At 67.2% G+C, this 20,454-nt stretch carries 17 protein-coding genes; 10 read left to right on the forward strand and 7 right to left on the reverse strand.

Annotated elements, in window-relative coordinates:
• Positions 1 to 3: 3 nt before the first annotated feature.
• From BLU17_RS18875 to BLU17_RS18890, 4 genes are all read right to left on the reverse strand, one after another.
• Positions 4 to 1,047 carry an ABC transporter permease subunit gene (locus BLU17_RS18875; protein WP_091999543.1) on the reverse strand — a complete coding sequence of 348 codons (1,044 nt, stop codon included), beginning with the start codon at positions 1,045 to 1,047 and terminating at the stop codon, positions 4 to 6.
• 41 nt (positions 1,048 to 1,088) lie between these two features.
• Complete coding sequence (locus tag BLU17_RS18880; protein WP_091999546.1) at positions 1,089 to 2,642, reverse strand: sugar ABC transporter ATP-binding protein; 1,554 nt, start codon at positions 2,640 to 2,642, stop codon at positions 1,089 to 1,091.
• Positions 2,629 to 3,888, reverse strand: coding sequence for an ROK family transcriptional regulator (locus tag BLU17_RS18885; RefSeq protein ID WP_091999549.1), 1,260 nt, complete (start codon positions 3,886 to 3,888; stop codon positions 2,629 to 2,631). Before BLU17_RS18885 ends, BLU17_RS18880 begins: the two co-directional genes overlap by 14 nt.
• A 302-nt stretch (positions 3,889 to 4,190) precedes the next feature.
• Entirely contained in the window at positions 4,191 to 5,327 is a 1,137-nt protein-coding gene (locus BLU17_RS18890) for an MBL fold metallo-hydrolase (RefSeq protein ID WP_091999552.1), read from the reverse strand.
• A gap of 88 nt (positions 5,328 to 5,415) precedes the next feature.
• On the opposite strand from BLU17_RS18890, the gene BLU17_RS18895 reads away from it, so the two are divergent.
• From BLU17_RS18895 to BLU17_RS18920, 6 genes are all read left to right on the forward strand, one after another.
• The gene (locus tag BLU17_RS18895; RefSeq protein ID WP_091999555.1) at positions 5,416 to 6,033 is read left to right on the forward strand and encodes a TetR/AcrR family transcriptional regulator; all 618 of its coding nucleotides are present in this window, start codon (positions 5,416 to 5,418) and stop codon (positions 6,031 to 6,033) included.
• 86 nt (positions 6,034 to 6,119) lie between these two features.
• Positions 6,120 to 6,473 (forward strand): YciI family protein, encoded by a 354-nt coding sequence (locus tag BLU17_RS18900; RefSeq protein ID WP_091999558.1) that lies wholly within the window; start codon positions 6,120 to 6,122, stop codon positions 6,471 to 6,473.
• A gap of 151 nt (positions 6,474 to 6,624) precedes the next feature.
• A complete protein-coding gene (locus tag BLU17_RS18905; RefSeq protein ID WP_091999561.1) occupies positions 6,625 to 7,047 on the forward strand; it encodes a YciI family protein in 423 nt (140 codons plus the stop codon).
• 31 nt (positions 7,048 to 7,078) lie between these two features.
• Entirely contained in the window at positions 7,079 to 7,501 is a 423-nt protein-coding gene (locus BLU17_RS33860; RefSeq protein ID WP_245746918.1) for a VOC family protein, read from the forward strand.
• Positions 7,498 to 8,802, forward strand: a complete 1,305-nt coding sequence (locus tag BLU17_RS18915; protein ID WP_245746919.1) for an RNA polymerase sigma factor — start codon at positions 7,498 to 7,500, stop codon at positions 8,800 to 8,802. The genes BLU17_RS33860 and BLU17_RS18915 overlap by 4 nt, the downstream gene beginning before the upstream one ends.
• Positions 8,803 to 8,894: 92 nt before the next feature.
• The gene (locus BLU17_RS18920) at positions 8,895 to 9,965 is read left to right on the forward strand and encodes a hypothetical protein (protein ID WP_091999570.1); all 1,071 of its coding nucleotides are present in this window, start codon (positions 8,895 to 8,897) and stop codon (positions 9,963 to 9,965) included.
• A 14-nt stretch (positions 9,966 to 9,979) separates the two neighbouring features.
• Here BLU17_RS18920 and solA read toward each other — a convergent pair whose 3' ends face one another.
• The 3 genes from solA to BLU17_RS18935 all read right to left on the reverse strand — a co-directional run bounded on the left by solA (position 9,980) and on the right by BLU17_RS18935 (position 13,758).
• On the reverse strand, positions 9,980 to 11,137 hold the full coding sequence (gene solA / locus BLU17_RS18925) for an N-methyl-L-tryptophan oxidase (RefSeq protein WP_091999573.1): 1,158 nt from the start codon (positions 11,135 to 11,137) through the stop codon (positions 9,980 to 9,982).
• A 234-nt stretch (positions 11,138 to 11,371) separates the two neighbouring features.
• The gene (locus BLU17_RS18930; protein ID WP_245746920.1) at positions 11,372 to 12,469 is read right to left on the reverse strand and encodes a porin; all 1,098 of its coding nucleotides are present in this window, start codon (positions 12,467 to 12,469) and stop codon (positions 11,372 to 11,374) included.
• 620 nt (positions 12,470 to 13,089) lie between these two features.
• A complete protein-coding gene (locus tag BLU17_RS18935) occupies positions 13,090 to 13,758 on the reverse strand; it encodes a TetR/AcrR family transcriptional regulator (RefSeq protein WP_091999575.1) in 669 nt (222 codons plus the stop codon).
• A gap of 160 nt (positions 13,759 to 13,918) precedes the next feature.
• Here BLU17_RS18935 and BLU17_RS18940 point away from each other — a divergent pair, with 160 nt between their 5' ends.
• Genes BLU17_RS18940 through BLU17_RS18955 form a run of 4 tightly spaced genes read left to right on the forward strand, consistent with a single transcriptional unit; the run spans position 13,919 to position 20,431 of the window.
• Entirely contained in the window at positions 13,919 to 15,454 is a 1,536-nt protein-coding gene (locus tag BLU17_RS18940) for an efflux transporter outer membrane subunit (RefSeq protein ID WP_425434108.1), read from the forward strand.
• On the forward strand, positions 15,451 to 16,524 hold the full coding sequence (locus BLU17_RS18945; protein WP_091999582.1) for an HlyD family secretion protein: 1,074 nt from the start codon (positions 15,451 to 15,453) through the stop codon (positions 16,522 to 16,524). Before BLU17_RS18940 ends, BLU17_RS18945 begins: the two co-directional genes overlap by 4 nt.
• Before the next feature lie 5 nt (positions 16,525 to 16,529).
• Entirely contained in the window at positions 16,530 to 19,304 is a 2,775-nt protein-coding gene (gene rbbA, locus BLU17_RS18950; RefSeq protein WP_091999708.1) for a ribosome-associated ATPase/putative transporter RbbA, read from the forward strand.
• A 2-nt stretch (positions 19,305 to 19,306) separates the two neighbouring features.
• Complete coding sequence (locus BLU17_RS18955; RefSeq protein ID WP_091999585.1) at positions 19,307 to 20,431, forward strand: ABC transporter permease; 1,125 nt, start codon at positions 19,307 to 19,309, stop codon at positions 20,429 to 20,431.
• Positions 20,432 to 20,454 lie beyond the last annotated feature (23 nt).

Genomic DNA, 20,454 nt, shown 5'->3' on the forward strand with positions numbered 1-20,454 from the left:
GGGTCAGGTGCGGGCCGAGCCGCGCTGGCGGTAGCGGTCGAGCGCCACGGCGCCCACGATCACGAGGCCCTTGATGATGTACTGCCAGATGTCCGAGACGCCGAGCAGCACGAGGCCGTTGGTGAGTACCGCGATGATGAGCGCGCCGATCAGCGTGCCGACGATCGAGCCCACGCCGCCCACGAAGCTCGTGCCGCCCAGAATGACCGCGGCGATCGCGTCGAGCTCGTACGACTGCCCCAGTTGCAGGCCGTTGGCCGCGTAGAGGCGGGCAGCCGACATGACGGCGCCGAGACCCGCGAGCAGCCCGGACACGGCATAGACGAACATCTCGATGCCCCACACCTTGATGCCCGAGAGGCGCGCGGCTTCCGGGTTGCCGCCCACCGAGTAGATGCGCAGGCCCAGCACCGTGCGGCGCAGTACGAACCAGGAAGCGGCCACCACCACGAGCGCGATGATGACGAGCCAGGGCACGCCGAGCACCGTGCCGTTGCCGATGAACGCGAATGGCAGTTGCGGGTTGAAGATCGTCGTGTCGTGGCCCATGAGGCGCGCAATGCCGCGCACGGCCGTGAGCGAGCCGAGCGTGACGATGAACGGCGGCAGGCGCAGCAGCGCGATGAGCGCGCCGTTGACGAGGCCGAAGGCGAGCCCGACCGCGAGCGCCGCGGGCACGCCGATCCAGCCCCAGCCCGCGATGTTCGAGCCGAGCATGGCGGCCATGGCCGCCGCGGCCAGTACCGACCCCACCGAGAGGTCGATGCCGCCCGTGAGGATCACGAAGGTCATGCCGGCGGCGAGCACGATGTTGATCGACGCCTGCTGCGTGACGATGGAGAGGTTCTCCAGCGTGAAAAAGCCGTCGTTGAGCAGGCCGAAGCCAATGCACAGCAGCACCAGCACCGGCAGCATGCCTGCGGTGCGGATGAGCGCCTTCATGCGCTGGCGGTGGCCGTCGATGGCGACGCTGCGCGCCGGTTGCGCCGGTTGCCCGGTCTGCACAGGCGAGGCCGCGACGCCGTGCCGGGGAAGAATGCTTTTCATATCGGACTCCTGATGGACGTTTGGCGCGTGTGCGGTAGGGGTCAGGCGGCTTCGTCGAGCGCTTGCCGCGAGCCGGTGGCGAGTTCGATGATGGCCTGCTGGGAAATCGGCTTGCCGGTGTAGCCGCCCAGTTCGCCAGCGAAGCGACCTTCGCGCATGACGAGCACGCGGTCGGCCACGCCGATGATCTCGGGCAGTTCGCTCGAGATCACGATGATGCCGACGCCGGTTCTGGCGAGGTCGTTGACGATGCGATAAATCTCCGACTTCGCGCCGATATCGACGCCGCGCGTGGGCTCGTCGAGAATCAGCACGCGCGGGTGCGTTTCCAGCAGGCGCGAGAGCAGCACTTTCTGCTGGTTGCCGCCCGAGAGCGCACCGACGTTCACGCGCGCGCTGGGAACGCGAATGGATAGCGCGCGGATGGCTTCCTTCGCGCGCTCGCCGCCGCGCGCGAGGTCGAGCACGCCGAAGCGCGCATCGCGCCCGGCCACGGCAATGTTGATGTTGTCGCGCACGCTCATGTCGAGAAAGAGGCCCTGATGCTTGCGGTCCTCGGTCAGATAGACGAGGCCCGCGTTGATCGCGTCGCGCGGCGTGTGGACGTCGAGCGTCTTGCCGTCGATGGCGATTTCGCCGCGCACGCGCGGCTCCGCACCGAAGATGAGGCGCGCGAGTTCGGTGCGGCCCGCGCCGACGAGTCCCGCAATGCCGAGTACTTCGCCCGCATGCAGGTCGAGGCTGCAGCCGCGCACGCGCTTGTCGTCGGCGACGTCGCGCACGGTGAGCACGGCCTTGCCCGGATCGTAAGGCGCGTGCGCTTTTTTGTAGAAGCCCGAAATATCGCGGCCCACCATCATGCTCACGAGGCTTTCCGCGTTGAGCGCCTCGCGCACGAGCGTGCCTACGTAGCTGCCGTCGCGCAATACCGAAACGCGGTCCGAGAGTTCATAGACCTCTGCCATGCGGTGGCTGATGTAGATGATCGCGAGCCCTTCGTCGCGTAGCTGGTTGATGAGCTTGAAGAGGCGCTCCGTTTCGCGCGATGAGAGCGGCGTGGTGGGCTCGTCCATCACGATGATGCGCGCATCGCCATGCACGGCGCGCGCGATTTCCACGAGCTGGCGCTCCGCAATGGAAAGCGAGCCGACCAGCGTGGCGGGTCCGAAGCTCGCGCCGAGGCGCGTGAGCACTTCCTCGCAGCCGCGCTCCATGGCGCGGCGGTCGACTGTGCCGAAGCGGCGGCCGCCCGTGCGCAGCTCCCGTCCCGCGTAAATGTTTTCCGCAACGGAGAGATTGGGCGCGAGGCTCAGCTCCTGATAGATCACGGCCACGCCCAGTTCGCGCGACGCGTGCGGCCCGTCGATCACGACCGGCTTGCCCTCGATGAGAATCTCGCCGCCGGGATCGGCCTGGTACGCGCCCGAGAGGATCTTCATCAATGTGGACTTGCCTGCGCCGTTTTCGCCCATCAACGAGTGGACCTCGCCGGGGTAGACCGTGAGGCGCACGTTGTCGAGCGCGCGCACGCCGGGAAACGTCTTGGTGATGCCCCGCATTTCCAGCAGCGGGCGTGTGGATTCAGAGGGCGGCATGGCTCTCCTCCTGCGCTTGTGCGTAAGTGTGTGCGCCGGCGCCCATGAGGATGCCCGCGCGCGGGGAAAAGTTGAAGAACATGGGGAGCGTGGCAGCGCCGAGCGCCCCCGCATCGGGGCCGAACGTGCCGCGCACGAGCGCGGGCGTGCCGCGCGCCTCGGGGGCGGTAGCCGCCACCGCGACGCGCAGGCGTTGCATGAGCGTGTCGATGAGGCCCGCGTCCACATCGGCGTCGAGCACCACGGCCGGCACGTCGAGCACGCAGATCGCGGCGCGCAGCGCGGGCGCGAGCGCGTCGATACAATCGTCGAGCCATTCCTGCACGGCGGGGTGATCGCGCGCGATGCACGCTTCGAGGTCGGCGCGGCTGTCGATCGTCTCACCGCAGTACTGCAAGTGGCGGCGCAGCGCGATGAGCGATGCGCGCGAAAGCAGAATGTCCCACTGGCCGGGCGGCTGGTGCGCGGAAGGCAGGCGGCTGGGCGGCACGGGCATCACCGCGAAATCGCCCGCGTTGCCGGTGAGGCCGCGCACGCAGTCGCCGTCGATGGCGATGCCCCCGCCGATCGCCGGGCCGAGAAAGAGGTAAAGGAAGTCGTCGCGCTGACGCCCGCAGCCGTAGAAGATTTCGGCGATGGCGGCCGCGTTGCCGTCGTTCTCGCTGAACACGGGCAGCGACGCGGCGCGCGCGAGCTCGCCCGCGAAATCCACGTCGTTCCACACGCGGAAGGTGTCGGCGGGCAGGCCCAGTTCGCGCAGCCAACTGCCGAGGTTGTACGGCTGCGCGACGCCGATTCCCGCGAGACGACTGCGCTCTTCAATCGTCAGCATGCCTGACAGTTCGTCGATGTCGCCCTGCACGATTTCCCGCGCGACCGAGGGCTGCGGCAACAGCATGTCGTGCGAGCGGCGCGCGATCATCTGGCCCGCGAAGTCCACGAGCACGGTTTCGATGTTGGTCCGGTCGAGCCGCACGCCGATCGCGAACGCGCCGCGCGGCGAGAGGCGCAAGAGCGAGGCGGGCTGGCCGCGCTGGCCGTCGCGGCGGCCGCTCACCTCGATCAGGCCGTTGGCCGTGAGCGACGTGATGATGCTGCCTACCGCGGTGCTCGTGAGGTTCGCAAGACGCGCGAGGTCCGCCTTCGACGCCTCGCCCGCACGCCGCAGCGCCTGCAGCAGCAGGCGTTCGTTGAAGCGGCGGACGTTGGCGGAATTGCTGCCCTGACCGACATGCGGACTTCTCACGCGTCTCCTCCGGAACGAGGCGGCCGGCAATGTAATGAACTGCGGTGCCGACTAAATAAATCAACTTGATTTATTTAATGTCAGAAACGGAGGCATGTCAGCCTGGGGAAATCCCGTTGAGAGTCAACGGCGATAAGGAACGACAAGCCCGGATACGCAGCTGATGCAAAAGCTCAGGAAAGCTCAGGAAAATCTTTGCCTGGGGCGGGGAGCGAAACCGGGAGCCAGCAGGCGGCGTGCCCGCCCGCGCGCGAATGGATCACGCGCGGGCGGGGGGATGGGAAGCGGCGGGCGATTGCGTGCTACGGGCGCGCTTGCCCGGCATCGCGGCAGGCAAACCAGCGGCGGGCCGCGCGCGGCGCCCGAATGGTCTCTGCGTTTTCGGCGACCTCGCGCCACCAGCGTTCGCCGCGATGCGGCTCGGCGAGATCGAGCCGCTCGCCCATGCGCGGCGTGGAGAGCGTTACGCCGCGCGCGAGCGCGATGCCCGTTACGCGCTCGAACGGATCCTGCCAGCGGTGCATCGCGAGGTCGAACGTGCCGTTATGGATCGGCACGAGCCAGTTGCCGCGCAAATCGAGGTGCGCCTGCACGGTTTCCTCGGGCTGCATGTGGACGTAGGGCCACTGCGGGTCGTAGGCGCCGGTTTCGATGAACGTCGCATCGAAGGGGCCAAACTGCTCGCCGATTGTGCGAAAGCCGTCGAAATAACCGGTGTCGCCGCTGAAGAACACGCGCAAGCCGGCGTCCGCGATCACCCACGAGGCCCACAGCGTGCTGTTGCCGTCGAAAAGGCTGCGTCCCGAGAAGTGCTGCGCGGGCGTGGTCGTGAACTCGATGCCATCGACGTTCGCGCCTTGCCACCAGTCGAACTGGCGCACTTTCGCGCCGTCGACGCCCCATTCGATCAGCCGGTCGCCTACGCCGAGCGGCGTGAGGAACACGCCCGTCGTGGCGGCGAGCGCGAGCACGGTTTCGCGGTCGAGGTGATCGTAGTGGTCGTGCGAGAGGATCACGCCGCGTAGCGGCGGCAGGTCGGCGAGCGCAATGGGCGGCGCGTGAAAGCGCCTGGGCCCGAGACGCCGAAACGGCGAGGCGCGCTCCGCAAACACGGGATCGGTCAGCCAGAACTGGCCGCGCAGCTTGAAAAGCAGCGTGGAATGGCCGAGCCGGTAGGCGCTGCGGTCGGGCGCGGCTTCGAGCTGCGCGCGCGTGAGCGGTTGAACCGGCAGTGCGCCGGCGGGCATGGTGCCGCCCGGCTTATTGAAGATCATGTTCCACATGATCTTCAATGTCTTGCCGAGCCCTTCGGCCGGGCGCGGGCGCACGTTGCGAAAGCGCTCGCCGTCGTGCTGCGGCGAGGTGGGCGAAAGCTCGCGTCCGCGCTGGGCGGCGCTCAGGCCCAGGGTACGGCTCAGCGATGCAAAAGGCGAGGTCATGGCGGCGGGCACCCCAGGATCTGGAAAGTAGACTGAGTAGTGTAGTTTATCCGGGCGAAAAGTAAACTGGCTGGTGTAAAATTTGCAAATGGATTCCGCTCCCGCCGCCCCCCAACGTCTGACCGACCGCAAGCGCGCCGCCGTCGTCGCGGCGGCCATCGACGAATTTCTCGCTTCCGGCTACGACGCCACGAGCATGGACCGTATCGCCGCGCGCGCGAACGTCTCGAAGCGCACGGTCTATAACCACTTCCCGAGCAAGGAGGCGTTGTTCGCCGCGATCCTCTGCCAGCTTTGGGATGCCAGCGCGACCGGCGACGCGCCCGCCTACCGCGCAGGCGAGCCTCTGCGGCCGCAACTCGTCGAGTTGCTGCTGCGCAAGCTTCGTCTCCTGAACGACGAGGCGTTTCTCAAGCTCGCGCGGGTGGCGATCGCGGCGGGCATCCACTCGCCCGAACGCGCGCGCGACATGGTGGCTCGCATCGGCGAACGTGAGGAGGACCTCACGGTCTGGGTGCGCACGGCCGCCGCCGGCGGCCGCCTGAAAACGTCCGACCCCGCGTTCGCGGCGCAGCAATTGCATGGCCTCGTGAAGGCGTTCGCGTTCTGGCCGCAGGTGGCGATGGGCCAGCCGCCGCTCGACGCAGCGCAGCAGCGCCAGCTCGCCGAATCGTCCGCCGACCTCTTTCTCGCGCGCTACGCTTGACCATTTGCCGCCCGCCGCGGCGCCGGCGTCTTTCTGGACTAGACTTTTGCCTTTCGGGATCGCAGGCCGACTGGAAGGAGCGTTTCATGCCGTTCATGTTGCTCATCGCCGAGCCGCGCGGCCAGCGCGACACGCGTTCGCAGGCGCAGGGTGAAGCGCTCTACGCGCGCATGGTCGAGTTCGCCCACGAACTCGCCGGACAAGGCCGGTTGATCGAGGCGCACGCGCTCACCGCGGACACGAACGGCGCGCGCGTGCAGGTTCGCGAAGGGCGCGCGACTGTCGTCGATGGACCGTTCGCCGAAGCGAAGGAAATGATCGGCGGCTTTTTCCTGCTCGATTGCCCGACGCGCGACGAAGCGCTCGCCATTGCGCGGCGCTGTCCCGCAGCCGAATGGGCGAGCGTCGAAGTGCGCGAAACGGGGCCGTGCTTTCGCTGATGCGTGGCTTCTCCAGGTAGTTTCCCCAGGCACGCAGGACATTTCGCAGCCGCGTGTCGATTTCCGTGCGCCCCATGCGTCGTCTTCATGAGCGCACCTACCGGTGCCGCTTGCTTCGAAGGTCCCGGAACGTCACATCAAGGAGAAGGCAATGCGATTCATGATCATGGTGCGCGCGAACGCACTGAGCGAGTCGGGCGAGACGCCCGACGACCCGGAAATGTTCGCCGAGATGGCCAGTTATCACGAGGCGCTGGCGAAGGCGGGCGTGCTGCTCGACGCCTCGGGGCTGCAGCCCAGCTCGCGCGGCTTTCGCGTGCGCTACAGGGACGGCAAGCCGACGATCGTCGACGGCCCGTTCACCGAAACGAAGGAACTGATCGCCGGCTATACGCTGATCCAGGTGCGATCGCGCGATGAGGCGCTCGAATGGGCGCGCCGCTTCCCGGCGCCGTTCGGCAAGCATGATGACGGCGAGATCGAGGTGCGTCAGCTCTACGAGCTCGAAGACTTCGCGCCGTGCGAGGGCATCGAGCGGTTTCGCAAGCTCGAGGAAGAACGTAAGGCTTCCTGAACGTCAAGCCGGTTACTGCGAGAATCCGATCATGCATAAGCACATTTTCGTCGATCTGGGCGTGCGCGACCTCAAGCGCTCGATGGACTTCTTCGGTCAGCTGGGTTTCACGTTCGACCCGAAATTCACCAACGATCAAGCGGCCTGCATGGTGCTCGGCGAGAACATGTACGCCATGCTGCTCACCACCGGCTTCATGCGCAACTTCACCGACAAGGCGCTCGTGGACGCCCGCGAAAGCACCGAGGTGCTGACCTGCCTCTCGTGCGTTTCGCGCGAGGAAGTCGATGCGCTCGTCGACAAGGCGCTTGCGGCGGGCGGCAGCTCGAAGCGGCCGCCCATGGAGTGCGGCACCGACATGTACGGCCGCAGCTTCGAAGATCCCGACGGCCACATCTGGGAGTTGATGTACATGTCGCCAGCGGCCGTCGAAAAGGGCGCACACGGGTCGTGACGCAAGCGCGCGACGGGCACGACGCGTTTGCCGCGACGCGCCGCACGGTCGAAGCCGTGTGGCGCATCGAATCGGCGAAAGTGATCGCGCATGCCGCGCGCGTCGTGCGCGACGTGGGCGTGGCCGAAGAAATCGCGCAGGACGCGTTCGTCGCCGCGCTCGAGCGCTGGCCGACGAGCGGCATTCCTGAGAACCCCGGAGCGTGGCTCATGACCGCCGCGAAACATCGTGCGCTCGACCGCCTGCGGCGCGCGGCCTCGCATGCCCGCGCGCACGAGGCGATGGGTTCGGATCTCGAAGCGCTCGAAGCGCATTTCGCGCCCGATTTCGTGGAGGCGCTCGACGCCGCGCGCGAGGACGAAATCGGCGACGACCTGCTGCGGCTCATGTTCGTGGCGTGCCACCCGGTGTTGCCGAAGGAGGGGCGCGTCGCGCTCACGCTGCGTCTGCTCGGGGGCCTCACCACGGCCGAGATCGCGCGAGCGTTTCTCGTTCCCGAGGCGACCGTCGCGCAGCGCATCGTGCGGGCGAAGCGCACGCTTGCGGCGGCGAAGGTGCCGTTCGAAGTGCCGCGGCTTTCCGGCCTCGAACCGCGTCTTGATTCGGTGTTCGAAGTAATCTGCCTGATCTTCAATGAAGGCTATACGGCTACGGCAGGCAAGGACTGGACGCGGCCCGCGCTCTGCGAAGAAGCGCTGCGGCTGGGACGCATGCTGGCTCGACTCGTGCCGGCTCAGGGGGAGGCGCACGGCCTCGCGGCGCTGATGGAGTTGCAGGCGTCGCGCCTGCCCGCGCGCGTGGACCGGGCGGGACGCGCTGTGCTGCTCGCCGATCAGGACCGCAGCCGCTGGGACGCCCTGCTGATCCGCCGCGGCCTGGCCGCGCTCGCGCGCGGAGCAGGTTGTGCGGGCGCACCGGGCCCGTATGCGTTGCAGGCCGCGCTCGCCGCGTGCCACGCGCGCGCGCCGAGTGCGGCAGCGACGGACTGGGCGCGGATCGTCGCGATCTACGATGCGCTTTTGAAGCTCGACGCCTCGCCCGTCGTGCGCCTGAATCGCGCCGTGGCGGTGGGCATGGCGCAAGGACCGCAGGCGGCGCTCGATCTCGTCGATGCGCTTTGCGAAGAAAGCGTGCTGCGCCACTATCCGTGGCTGCCGGCCACGCGCGGCGATCTGCTGGAAAAGCTGGGCCGGTACGCCGAGGCGCGCGCGCAATTCGAGCGCGCGGCAGCGCTCACTCAGAACGCGCGCGACCGCGAAGTGCTGCTTGCGCGGGCGCAGGCGTGCGCGCCACGCGCATGAGGAGGAGGCCACCCCGCTTGCGCTTCTGAAATATTGGGGCACAACACTTGCTGCCTGTGCGCGCGGACCCACTTTCTTCGCACAAGCTCCCGATGACTTCAAAAGCCACGATTCTGGCAGTTTCATGCTCGGCCTTGCTGGGCACGGCGTGCGTCCACATCGGCCCGACGCGTCTGCGCGCCGATCAGGTCGATTACGCGAGGGCGCTCGGCGACGCGAAAAAGCGCGAAATACTCGCGGCGGTCGTCGGCCTGCGCTATGGCGATGCGCCGGCCTTCCTGACGGTCAGTTCGATCATCGCGGCGTATCAGTTCGACTCGACGGCGGGCGCGACCGCCAACCTCGGTTCAGGCGCGCAGCCGAACTATGCGCTCGCCACCGGCAACGTCACCTATTCGAACCGTCCGACCTTCACGTTCACGCCGACCACGGGCGAGGCGTTCGCCTCCGCCTACATCAGGCCGCTGGCGCCGGAACTCGTGCTGCCGCTCGCGGAAGGCGGCATCCCCATCGATTTGCTGTTGCGTATCAGCGCGCAATCGATCGGCGGGCTGCAGAACGGCAGTGCGCTGGGCGGTGAGGGCAGCGCGGGCTCGGCCGGCTTCTTCCAGCTGCTGCAGACGCTCAGGCGCCTGCAACTGGCCGGCGAGCTGAACGTGGAGTCGCGCGGCGAGAACGGCGCGAACAGCGTATTTCTCGCGCTCGGCGCGACGAACAGCGCGCAGTCGCCGAACGTCTCGTCGGACGTTGCGCGTGTGCGCGAACTGCTGCATCTGGCGGCGGACACGCGCACGTATCAGATCGTCTACGGGCCATCGGCGCAAGGCGGCAATCGCATTCCCATGGTGACGCGCTCGGTGCTCGGCATCCTGACCAATATCGGCGCGCAGGTACAGGTGCCGCCCGAGCAGGTGGCGAGCGGCGCGACGAAACCGACCGTCGGCCTGATCGGGGGCGAAACGCGTCCGATCATCGTCGTGCGCCAGGGGCCGAAGGCGCCCGCTGACGCCTATGTCGAGGTCGAATATGGCGGCACGGCCTACTGGATTGAACGTGGCGACTTCGATTCGAAATACGCGTTCACGGTCGTGCAAAACCTCATGGCGCTCGCCGAGGCGGATACGAGCGCCAAGGCGCCCGTCGTGACGATTCCCGCCAATTAGGCTTGGCGCGAGCGTTACGCGAAGCGCCGGCGCGCGAACATGGCGAGGTCGATCCGGCTCTCGCCCTGCGTGATCCGCTCGGCCAGCGCTTCTCCGATCGCGCTCGCGAACTTGAACCCGTGCCCCGAAAAACCGGTTGCGAGATGGACGTTCGGGCAGGCGGGCACCCGATCGATGATGAAATGCGTGTCGGGCGTCATGTCGTATTCGCACGCCCGGCCCATGCGCAGTTCGCCCGCGCCCGGCAGATAGCGCTGCAGGAAGGCTCGCAGATCGCCGAGGTCGGCGGGCTCGGCGCCAAATGGCGCGAGCGGCGCGTTCACCGGAACGGGCTCGCCCAGGTCATGGCGGCCCAGCTTCAGGCCGCTGCCGTCGAGATCGGGAAAGCCGTAGTAGCCGCCGACCTCCGAGGCGACGAAAAAGCCGGGGAAGCGCTCGGGCGCGAAGAGCCCGGCAGCCGGCTCGAACCACGCGAAAGTTTTGCGCACGCGCGTGACCGGAACGTCCAGGCCGAGCGGCGCGAGCAGATCGCGCGTCGATTTTCCGGCGCACACGATCAGGTCGCGGGCCGAGAATTTCTCGTTCTTGTCGGTCCAGACGCTGGCGCTCTCCCGGCCATGGCACTCGATGCGCGTGACGCGCGCGTTCGTGCCCAGCGTGGCGCCGAGCGCGGCGGCGAGCTGGCGGTACGCGGCGATGCCGCGCTCGCAATACAGCACACCCGCGCCGGGTTCGAAGTTCGCGATCTGGCCTGCCGCGAGCCGCCATGCGGGCCAGCGCTTGCAGGTCTGTGCGGCGTCGAGCGTTTCCAGCGGGATGCCGTGACGGGCCGCGCTGAGCTGCACCTCGCGCAGGAACGGGTCGTCGGGCATGCCGATATTGACGACGCCCGTGCGCGCGAAAAGCGTGGTTTGCGTTTGCCGCTCCAGGTCTTCCCAAAGCTGCTGCGCGCGCAGGGCGAGCGGCACATATGCCGCGCCTTCTCCATAAGCATGACGGATGAGGCGCGTGCTGCCGTGATGAGCGCCCTGGTCGTGAGGCGGATCGCCCGCGTCGAGCAGCAGCACCTTGTTGCCGAGACGGCTCAGATAGTAGCCGGCCGCCATGCCCATCGAGCCCGCGCCGACGATGATCGTGTCGAAATGTCGATTGCTAACGTTTGTCTTCTGCATGAGTGCCCCGTGCGCGGTACGGCGGGCCCGCCCCGCCGATCAGGACTGACGCGCCGTGAAGGGCATTCATTGTCGGCGCTTCACGCGGGCCTGTCGAGCCGGCGCCGGGTCAAGCCTGCTCGCAGTGCGGCGAACTGGCGAGAGGTGACGTTGGCGTGCGGCGCGAGAGCGCGCCGCGACGCACCTGGCCAGAGCGGCGCCGTGCCGTGCAACGCACGCGGCGGCACGCACGCATCAAAAGAGATGCCGCATCCCGATGCTCGCGCCCACCGTCGAGCCCGCGACCTCATACAGTGCGTTGTTGATCGACAAGCCCGTGTCCATGCGCCCATGGTTGTTCACGTAGCCGACCTGACCGTACAGCGTCGTGCGCTTGGAGAGGAAGAACTGCACGCCGCTCGAGGCCATGAGCGAATGATTGCTGCCGTCGTTGCCGTCGCGCGTGTACCAGACGCCCGCATCGACGTCGAGGTAGGGCGTGATCATATAGCTGAGGCCGCCTGAGTAGACGCTGTTGTCGAACGATTGGGCAACTTTGTAGAGCGCGTAGGAAGCCGAGATCGTCAGCGAGTTCGGGAAGCGATAGCTCGCCCCGATCGTGTGGCCCACGAATTCCACCGTGCCCGGAATCGGCGTGGTGGCGGCGCTGCCGCCGGCGTTGCCGCTGTACAGTGCGCCCGTGAGCGTGAGGCCCGCAATGCGGTAGCGCAGGCTTGCCGAGTACTGGCGTCCTGCCTGGAAGTCGCCGGCCGCGCCGCCCATGGCGAACATGCCCATCGCCTGAATGCCTGCGATTTCCGGCGACGTGTAGGTGAGCGCGTTGCTGTTGAAGAGGCCGGTCACATACACGTTGTCTACATAGCTCACGAGGCCGCTGCCGAAGTACGACATGCCGCGCGGGTCCGTCTGGTAGAGCGAGAGGAAGAACGGTGAGTACTGCAAACCGGCCTTGAACGTGCCATATGGGCTTTCCATGCCGATCCACGCCTGGCGCCCGAAGAAGTTGCCGTTGGAATTGTTGAACTTGCCGTTGGCCACGCTGATGCCGCTTTCGAGCGCGAACACCGCGCGCAGGCCGCCGCCCAGGTCCTCGGTGCCACGCATGCCGAAGTTCGATCCCGACATGCCGCTGTCCGTGAAGGAGAACTGGTGACCGGCGTTCTGGCCCGTCTGCAGGTTCATCGTATGGCTCGTATAGAGGATCGATCCGTCGATGATGCCGTACAGCGTGATACTGCTCTGCGCGCTCGCGACACCCGCCGCGCTCATCAGTCCGGCCGCCGCGAGGCAGCGCGCCAGCCACTTCGTGCCGAGGTTGTCGCGTTGTAACATTTCGTCATCCTTAGTGTTATGTATGGGTTGAGATCGATGGTGACAGGGTGTTTCGGGCGCTTCAGGCAACGCTTCAGGCAATAGGGGGCCACGGTTCCTCACGGAACCGCGCGGATCGGGATGCTGGGAATGCTACGGTGCGGCGCGGCGCGCGCGGCTGAAGGGACCCGCACGCGGGCGCAGGAAGGGCGTGGGCGAGCGCGGGGTCATCTTGGGCCTGCCAGGCATGAGCCGGAATGAATGCGCGTTCACCGATCGCTCCTCCACTGACGAGGGGTGTGCAACGTTGACGGAATGCTACGTTTGATGGGGCCTATTTTTGTACGACCGTGCGGAATTTGTCATCCTGGGGGAAATACTCCCTGTTTACAGGCGTTCATGACATTTCGTCGAACGCGCAAACGCCCTGCAAATCAAGGGTTTTTTATTTATCGCGCGCCGTTCTGCTGACCGCTGTTCATGGCGTGAATTGTTCCGGCTTGGCCGTACGCGTCGCGGCGAGCGGCGCGGCCTCATAGGCCGGAAAAGCGCAGATGCAGCCCTTCGCCGATATCCGCGGATGCCGACATGATCCATCGGATTTTGCAAAACGCGCCGCCATGGCGGCAGCAAGACGTCTTTCATTTCGCGCCATAACTCGCGTTGACGCAATCCGGTGCGCAGCGCGGTTCGAGCAGCTCGCGCAGAAGCTGCCGATAGGCCGCGCGATGACTTGTCAGTTCGCGCCGACTTAAAGGCTCCGAACGTATGGCCCGCCGAACGCACATCTGCGTGATGGGCGCAATGAGCAACAGCGGGTTCTTCGTCGCCGCGCCGGGGCGCAGGTGCCCCTGCATGACGCCCTTCCTCACCATCTTGCCCACTGCGATGACGTAGGCGCTTTCTGCCTGTTCGCGCCATTGCTCCACGAGGCCGGGCAAGCGGACGCTTTCCGCCATCAGTAGCCGGAACGTGGCGACGAAGGGTTCGCGCGTGCACCACGTATACAGCTCGCCGGCCAGCAGGTCGATCACGCGCTCCACCGTAACTTCGCCGGCGGTGAGTGCGCGTTCGTCAAGGACCGAGGCGTTCAGCAAAAGCCCGAGCAATGCCTCGAGCACCGCGTCCTTGCTTCGGAAGTGCGTATAGACGCCCCCCTTTGACAGCCCCGCACGCGCCGCGATGTCGTCGATTCGTGTGGACGCAAAGCCGCGTTCGGAGAATTCGGCAAGCGCGGCGTCGAGAATCTGTGTCGTTCTTATTTCCGGTGGCAGGCGGCGCCTGCCATTTTCAGTGCGCTGTTGCGCCATATCTCCTCCCCAAAGGCACGGGTCGCCGTACCGAACGGTCCACGATGCTGCAGTTTATGGTCTGCCAAAGCGATAGTAGTTACCGACTGGTCGGTCGTTAACTGACCTGGATCAACCTCGCCGATATTCGGTGCCGCTATAAGTCTGACTTGCCCCATTCATTGGACAGGCTGGCGAAGCCATGCGCGATCAGACCTCTGCTAACGGAACTTCCGGAACGCGAAACAGATACCGGACGCTCGCACTGGGCACCCTGGCAGTGGCCCTCGGTGTAGGGGGGGTATCCGGCTGCATGTCGCTCGCTCCGCATTACGAACGCCCGTCGATGCCCGTTCCCGACGCATGGCCGCACGACGCGCCGGATAGCGGCACGGGGGCGGCGTCCCGCACGTCCTGGCGCGACTATTTTCCCGACCCGCAACTCCAGGCGTTGATCGCGCAGGCGCTCAAGCAGAACCGCGACCTGCGCATCGCCGTGCAGCGGGTCGAGCAGGCGCGCGCCGCCTATGGCGTCCGGCGCGCCGACCAGTTCCCCTCGGTTTCCGCGGGCGCGGCGTACGCGCGTCTGCGCACGCCGGGTGGCTTTCTGCTGAATCAGCCGACGATCAGCAGCTTCTACGACGTCGATCTCGTCGAAAGCAACTGGGAACTCGATTTCTGGGGTCGCGTGCGTAACCTCAAGGACGTGGCGCTCGAGGATTTCCTTGCGAGCGACGCATCGCGGCGCGCCGCGACCGTCAGCCTGATCGGACAGGTCGCGAACAGCTATCTGAATCTGCGCCAGTATGACGAACGTATTGCGCTGACTCGCGAAACCATTGCGAGCCGTGCGGAGTCGCTGCGCATTTTCCGCAGGCGCTTCGAGGTCGGGGCGATCTCGCGGCTCGATCTGGAGCAGTCCGAGATCCTGCTGCAGCAGGCCCAGGCGCTCGACGCACAACTCGAACAGTCGCGCGCCGCCGAGGCCCATGCGCTCGAACTGCTGGTCGGCGCACCGCTTTCGCTTTCGCCCGCTCCGCAGGCGCTCGACGATACCAGCGTGCGCAACGACCTGGGCGCCGGTTTGCCGTCCGCGCTGCTCGAAGACCGTCCCGACATCGTCGCCGCGGAGCATCAGTTGCGCGCGGCCAATGCCAACATCGGCGCGGCGCGCGCGGCGTTCTTTCCGCGCATCTCGCTGACCAGTTCGTTCGGCACGAGCAGCTCGGCGCTGCACAGCCTGTTCGCCTCGGGCACGGGGACGTGGCTGTTCCTGCCCGATCTCTCGCTGCCGGTCTTCGATGCCGGCCGCAACCTGTCCAACCTGAAACTGGCGCAGTCGCAGCGAGACGAGGCCGTCGCGCAGTACGAAAAGGCCATCCAGTCCGCGTTTCGCGACGTGTCCGACGCGCTGTCGGCCCGCGAGTGGCTGACCTCCCAGGTCGGCATCGCGCGCGCGACGCTCGCGTCGCAGTCGGAGCGGGCGAGGCTTGCCAGACTGCGCTACGACAACGGCGCGACGCCGTTTCTGGAAGTGCTCGACGCGCAGCGCGACCTGCTCGCCGCGCAGCAGCAGCTCGTGCAGACACGCGCCGCATTGCTGTCGAGCCGCGTCGCGCTGTACGCGGCGCTCGGTGGCGGCGCGCTGCCCCCGGCCACCGGGGAACAGACGCCGTCCTCATCCGCACAACCTCCGACACAGGATTCGTCGCAATGAATGTCCCGATGAAGAAGCTGTTACCCGCTGCCGCGCTGCTGGTGGTTGCCGTGGCGACGGGCTACTACGCATGGACGCACCTGCGGGACACCGGTCCGGGCGATGGTTTTGCGAGCGGCAACGGCCGCATCGAGGCCACCGAGATCGACGTCGCGACGAAGCTTGCGGGCCGCGTGGACGCCATCTATGTCGACGAGGGCGACTTCGTGAAGGCCGGGCAGCCGCTCGCGAAGATGGAGGTGCAGGTACTGGAGGCGCAGCTCGACGAGGCGCAGGCCCAGCACCAGCAGGCGATCAACAACGCCGCGAGCATCGAGGCCCAGGTCGCGCAGCGCGAAAGCGACAAGGTGGCCGCGGGGGCGCTCGTCGCGCAGCGCGAAGCGGAACTGGATGCCGCGCAGCGCAAGCTGGCGCGCTCGGAAACGTTGTCGCGCGAAGGCGCGTCGTCGATGCAGGAACTCGACGACGATCGCGCGCGCGAGCGCAGCGCGCAGGCCACCGTGAGCGCGGCCAAGGCCCAGGTGGCGGCCGCCGACGCGGCGATCACCGCGACCCGCGCGCAGCTCGTCGCCGCGCGCTCGATGGTGGCCGCCGCCGGGGCGACCATCGCGCGGGTCGATGCGGACATCACGGACAGCCAGCTCGTCGCGCCGCGCGACGGACGGGTCCAGTACCGCGTGGCCCAGCCGGGCGAAGTGCTTCCCGCCGGGGGCAAGGTCCTCAACATGGTGGATCTGTCCGACGTCTACATGACGTTCTTCCTGCCCGAGACGGCGGCCGGCAAGGTGGCGCTCGGCACCGAGGTCCGCATCGTGCTCGACGCGGCGCCGGACTACGTGATTCCCGCCACGGTCTCGTTCGTCGCCAGCACCGCGCAGTTCACGCCGAAGACCGTGGAAACCGCGAGCGAACGGCAAAAGCTGATGTTTCGCATCAAGGCGCGCATCAGCCGCGAACTGCTGCTCCGGCATCTGAAGCTGGTCAAGACCGGGCTGCCCGGCGTGGCGTGGGTCAGGATCGACCCCGCCGCCAACTGGCCCGCCAGTCTGGCGGCCAGGGTGCCGCAGTGAACGCGATGCCTTCCGTGCAAGCCGTTGCGCAGGCCGTCGTTCGTCTGCGAGGCGTGAGTCTGCGCTACGGCAAGGTTCGCGCGCTCGACGACGTCACCCTCGACGTTCCCGCCGGTTGCATGGTCGGACTGATCGGGCCGGACGGCGTGGGCAAGTCGAGCCTGCTCGCGCTCGCGGCGGGCGCGCGGGCGATCCAGCAGGGCGAAGTCGGCGTGCTCGGCGGCGACATGGCGTCGGCACGCCATCGCGACGCGGTCTGCCCGCGCATTGCCTACATGCCGCAGGGGCTCGGCAGGAACCTGTATCCGACGCTCTCGGTCGAGGAAAACCTGCAGTTCTTCGCGCGGCTCTTCGGCCACGACGCCCGCGAGCGCCGCCGCCGCATCGACGACCTGACGCGCAGCACGGGCCTGTACCCGTTCCTCGCGCGCCCCGCCAGCAAGCTCTCGGGCGGCATGAAGCAGAAGCTCGGCCTGTGCTGCGCGCTGATCCACGATCCGGACCTGCTGATCCTCGACGAGCCGACCACGGGCGTCGATCCGCTCGCGCGCGCGCAGTTCTGGAGCCTGATCGCGCACATCCGCGAGGGCCGGCCGGGCATGAGCGTGATCGTCGCGACCGCGTACATGGACGAGGCGCAGCGGTTCGACTGGCTCGTGGCCATGGACGCGGGCCGCGTGCTCGCCACGGGCACGCCGGCCGAACTGCTCGCGCGCACGGGCTGCGACACGCTGGAGGCCGCCTTCATCGCACTGCTGCCCGAAGAGCGGCGGCGCGGCCACCAGCCTGTCCGGATCACGCCGCTGCAGGACGGCGCGGATACCGACATCGCGATCGAGGCGCACGACCTGACGATGCGCTTCGGCGATTTCGTCGCCGTCGATCACGTGAGTTTCCGCATCCGCCGCGGCGAGATTTTCGGCTTCCTCGGCTCGAACGGCTGCGGCAAGTCGACCACGATGAAGATGCTCACCGGCCTGCTGCCGGCCAGCGAAGGAACGGCCACGCTGTTCGGCCATCCGGTCGATCCGCGCGACACGGAGACCCGTCGCCGGGTCGGCTACATGTCGCAGGCGTTCTCGCTGTACGGGGAGCTGACCGTGCGCCAGAACCTCGTGTTGCACGCGCGCCTCTTTCACGTGCCCGAGCACGACATCCCGGCGCGGGTGAGCGAGATGGTGAGCCGCTTCGGCCTCGCCGATGCGCTGGACGCGCTGCCCGAAAGCCTGCCGCTCGGCATCCGGCAGCGGCTTTCGCTCGCGGTTGCCATGGTGCACCGGCCCGAGCTGCTGATTCTCGACGAGCCCACTTCCGGCGTGGACCCGGTCGCGCGCGACACCTTCTGGCAGTTGATGCTCGATCTGGCGCGCCGCGACCGCGTGACGATCTTCATCTCCACGCACTTCATGAACGAGGCCGAGCGTTGCGACCGGATCTCGCTGATGCACGCGGGCCGCGTGCTCGCGAGCGACGCGCCCGCCGCGCTGATTCGCGCGCGCGGCGCCGCGACGCTCGAAGCGGCCTTCATCGGCTACCTGACCGACGCCGGAGGCGAGACGGCGGAAGCGGCGGAAGCCGGCAGCGGCACGGAAGAGGCCGATCCGGCACCTCCGGCGGATGCACCGCCGCAAGACCCGGTCGCCCGTGCGCATCGCCGCTTCAGCCTGCGCCGCGCCCTCAGCTACATGTGGCGCGAGGCACTGGAGCTGCGCCGCGACCCGGTGCGGGCGGCGCTCGCGTTGCTGGGCTCGCTGGTGCTGATGTGCGTGATGGGCTTCGGCGTGAGCCTCGACGTGGAGAATCTCAGCTTTGCCGTACTCGACCGCGACCAGACCGAACTGAGCCGTGATTACACGCTCAACATCTCGGGGTCCCGCTATTTCGTGCAGCAGGCGCCGCTTGCCGACTACGCCGACATGGACCGGCGGATGCGCAGCGGCGACCTGTCGCTCGCGCTCGAGATTCCGCCCAATTTCGCGCGCGACGTCGAACGCGGCAACCCCGTGCAGATCGGCGTGTGGATCGACGGCGCCATGCCGCAGCGCGCCGAAACGATACGCGGCTACGTTCAGGGTATGCACGCCGCGTGGCTGGCGGACCAGGGCCTGCACCGGCTCGGCGTTGCGCCTGCGGCGCAGGTCGACATCGAGACGCGCTTTCGCTACAACCCGGACGTGAAGAGCCTGCCCGCGATGGTGCCGGCGATCATTCCGCTGCTGCTGCTGATGCTGCCGGCCATGCTGACCGCGCTCGCGGTGGTGCGCGAGCGCGAACTCGGCTCCATCATCAACCTGTACGTCACGCCCGTGACGCGGGCCGAATTCCTGATCGGCAAGCAGGTTCCGTACATCCTGCTGGCGGTGCTCAACTTTCTGCTGATGACGCTGCTCGCCGGCATCGCGTTCGGCGTGCCGGTGAAGGGCAGTTTCCTGACGCTGCTGGCGGCGGTGCTGATCTACAGCGTCGTCGCGACCGGCATCGGCCTGCTGGCGTCCACTTTCACGCGCAGCCAGATCGCGGCGATGTTCTTCACGATGATCGGCACCATGATTCCTGCGGTACAGTTTGCCGGGCTCGTCAATCCGCTCTCCTCGATGAGCGGCAGCGGCCGGCTCATCGGCGAGATCTATCCGGCGACCTACATGGTGACGATCAGCCGCGGCGTGTTCAACAAGGCGCTGGGCTTCGCCGATCTGCGCGCCCAGTTCTGGCCGCTCGTCGCGGCCGTGCCCGTGATCCTCGGCACGACCCTCATGCTGCTTCGCAAGCAGGAGAAGTGACGATGCGCGCGCTCCTGAATGTCTACCGGCTCGGCGTGAAGGAGTTGTGGAGCCTGTTGCGCGACCCGATCATGCTGGTGCTGATCGTTTTCACGTTCACCGCCTCGATCTATTCGGCCGCCACCGCGCAGCCCGACACGCTGCACATGGCGCCCATCGCATTCGTCGACGAGGACGGCTCGCCGCTGTCGGCACGGATCATTTCGGCGTTCTTCCCGCCGCAGTTCGGCACGCCGGTGCTGATCAGCGCCGCGCAGGTCGATCATGGGCTCGACTCCGGCGAGTACACGTTTTCGCTCAGCATTCCGCCGGACTTCCAGCGCGACGTGCTGGCCGGGCGGCACGCCGAAATCCAGCTGAACGTCGACGCCACCCGCATGAGCCAGGCGTTCACGGGCAGCGGCTATGTCCAGCAGATCGTGGGCGGCGAAATCAGCGATTTCGTGCGGCGCTACCGGGGGAGCAGCGCGCTGCCGATCGACCTCGAAACGCACATGCGCTTCAACCCGAACCTCGAACAGTCGTGGTTCGGCGCGCTCATGGAGATCATCAACAACGTGACGATGCTGTCGATCATCCTGACCGGCGCGGCGCTGATCCGCGAACGCGAGCACGGCACGATCGAGCATCTGCTCGTGATGCCGGTCACGCCCGCGCAAATCATGCTGGCCAAGGTGTGGTCGATGGGGCTGGTGGTGCTCGTCGCGGCGGCGTTCTCGCTGACGTTCGTGGTGCGCGGCGCGCTGCACGTGCCGATCGAAGGGTCGGTGACGTTGTTCCTCGTCGGCGCGGCGTTGCACCTCTTCGCCACGACGTCGATGGGGATTTTTCTCGCGACGATCGCCCGCAGCATGCCGCAGTTCGGAATGCTGATGGTGCTCGTGCTGCTGCCATTGCAGATGCTGTCGGGCAGCATCACGCCGCGCGAGAGTATGCCGGCCGTGGTGCAGGACATCATGCTCGCGGCGCCCACCACGCACTTCGTCGAACTCGGGCAGGCCATCCTGTACCGCGGCGCGGGAATCGACGTCGTATGGAAGCCCTTTCTCACGCTGGTGGCGATCGGAGCCGTGCTCTTTCTGCTGTCGCTGCGGCGTTTCCGGAAAACGATCAGTCAGATGGCGTAACCGGATATCGGCCACACGCGCAG

Source organism: Paraburkholderia lycopersici, assembly GCF_900096975.1.
Lineage (GTDB): Bacteria > Pseudomonadota > Gammaproteobacteria > Burkholderiales > Burkholderiaceae > Paraburkholderia > Paraburkholderia lycopersici.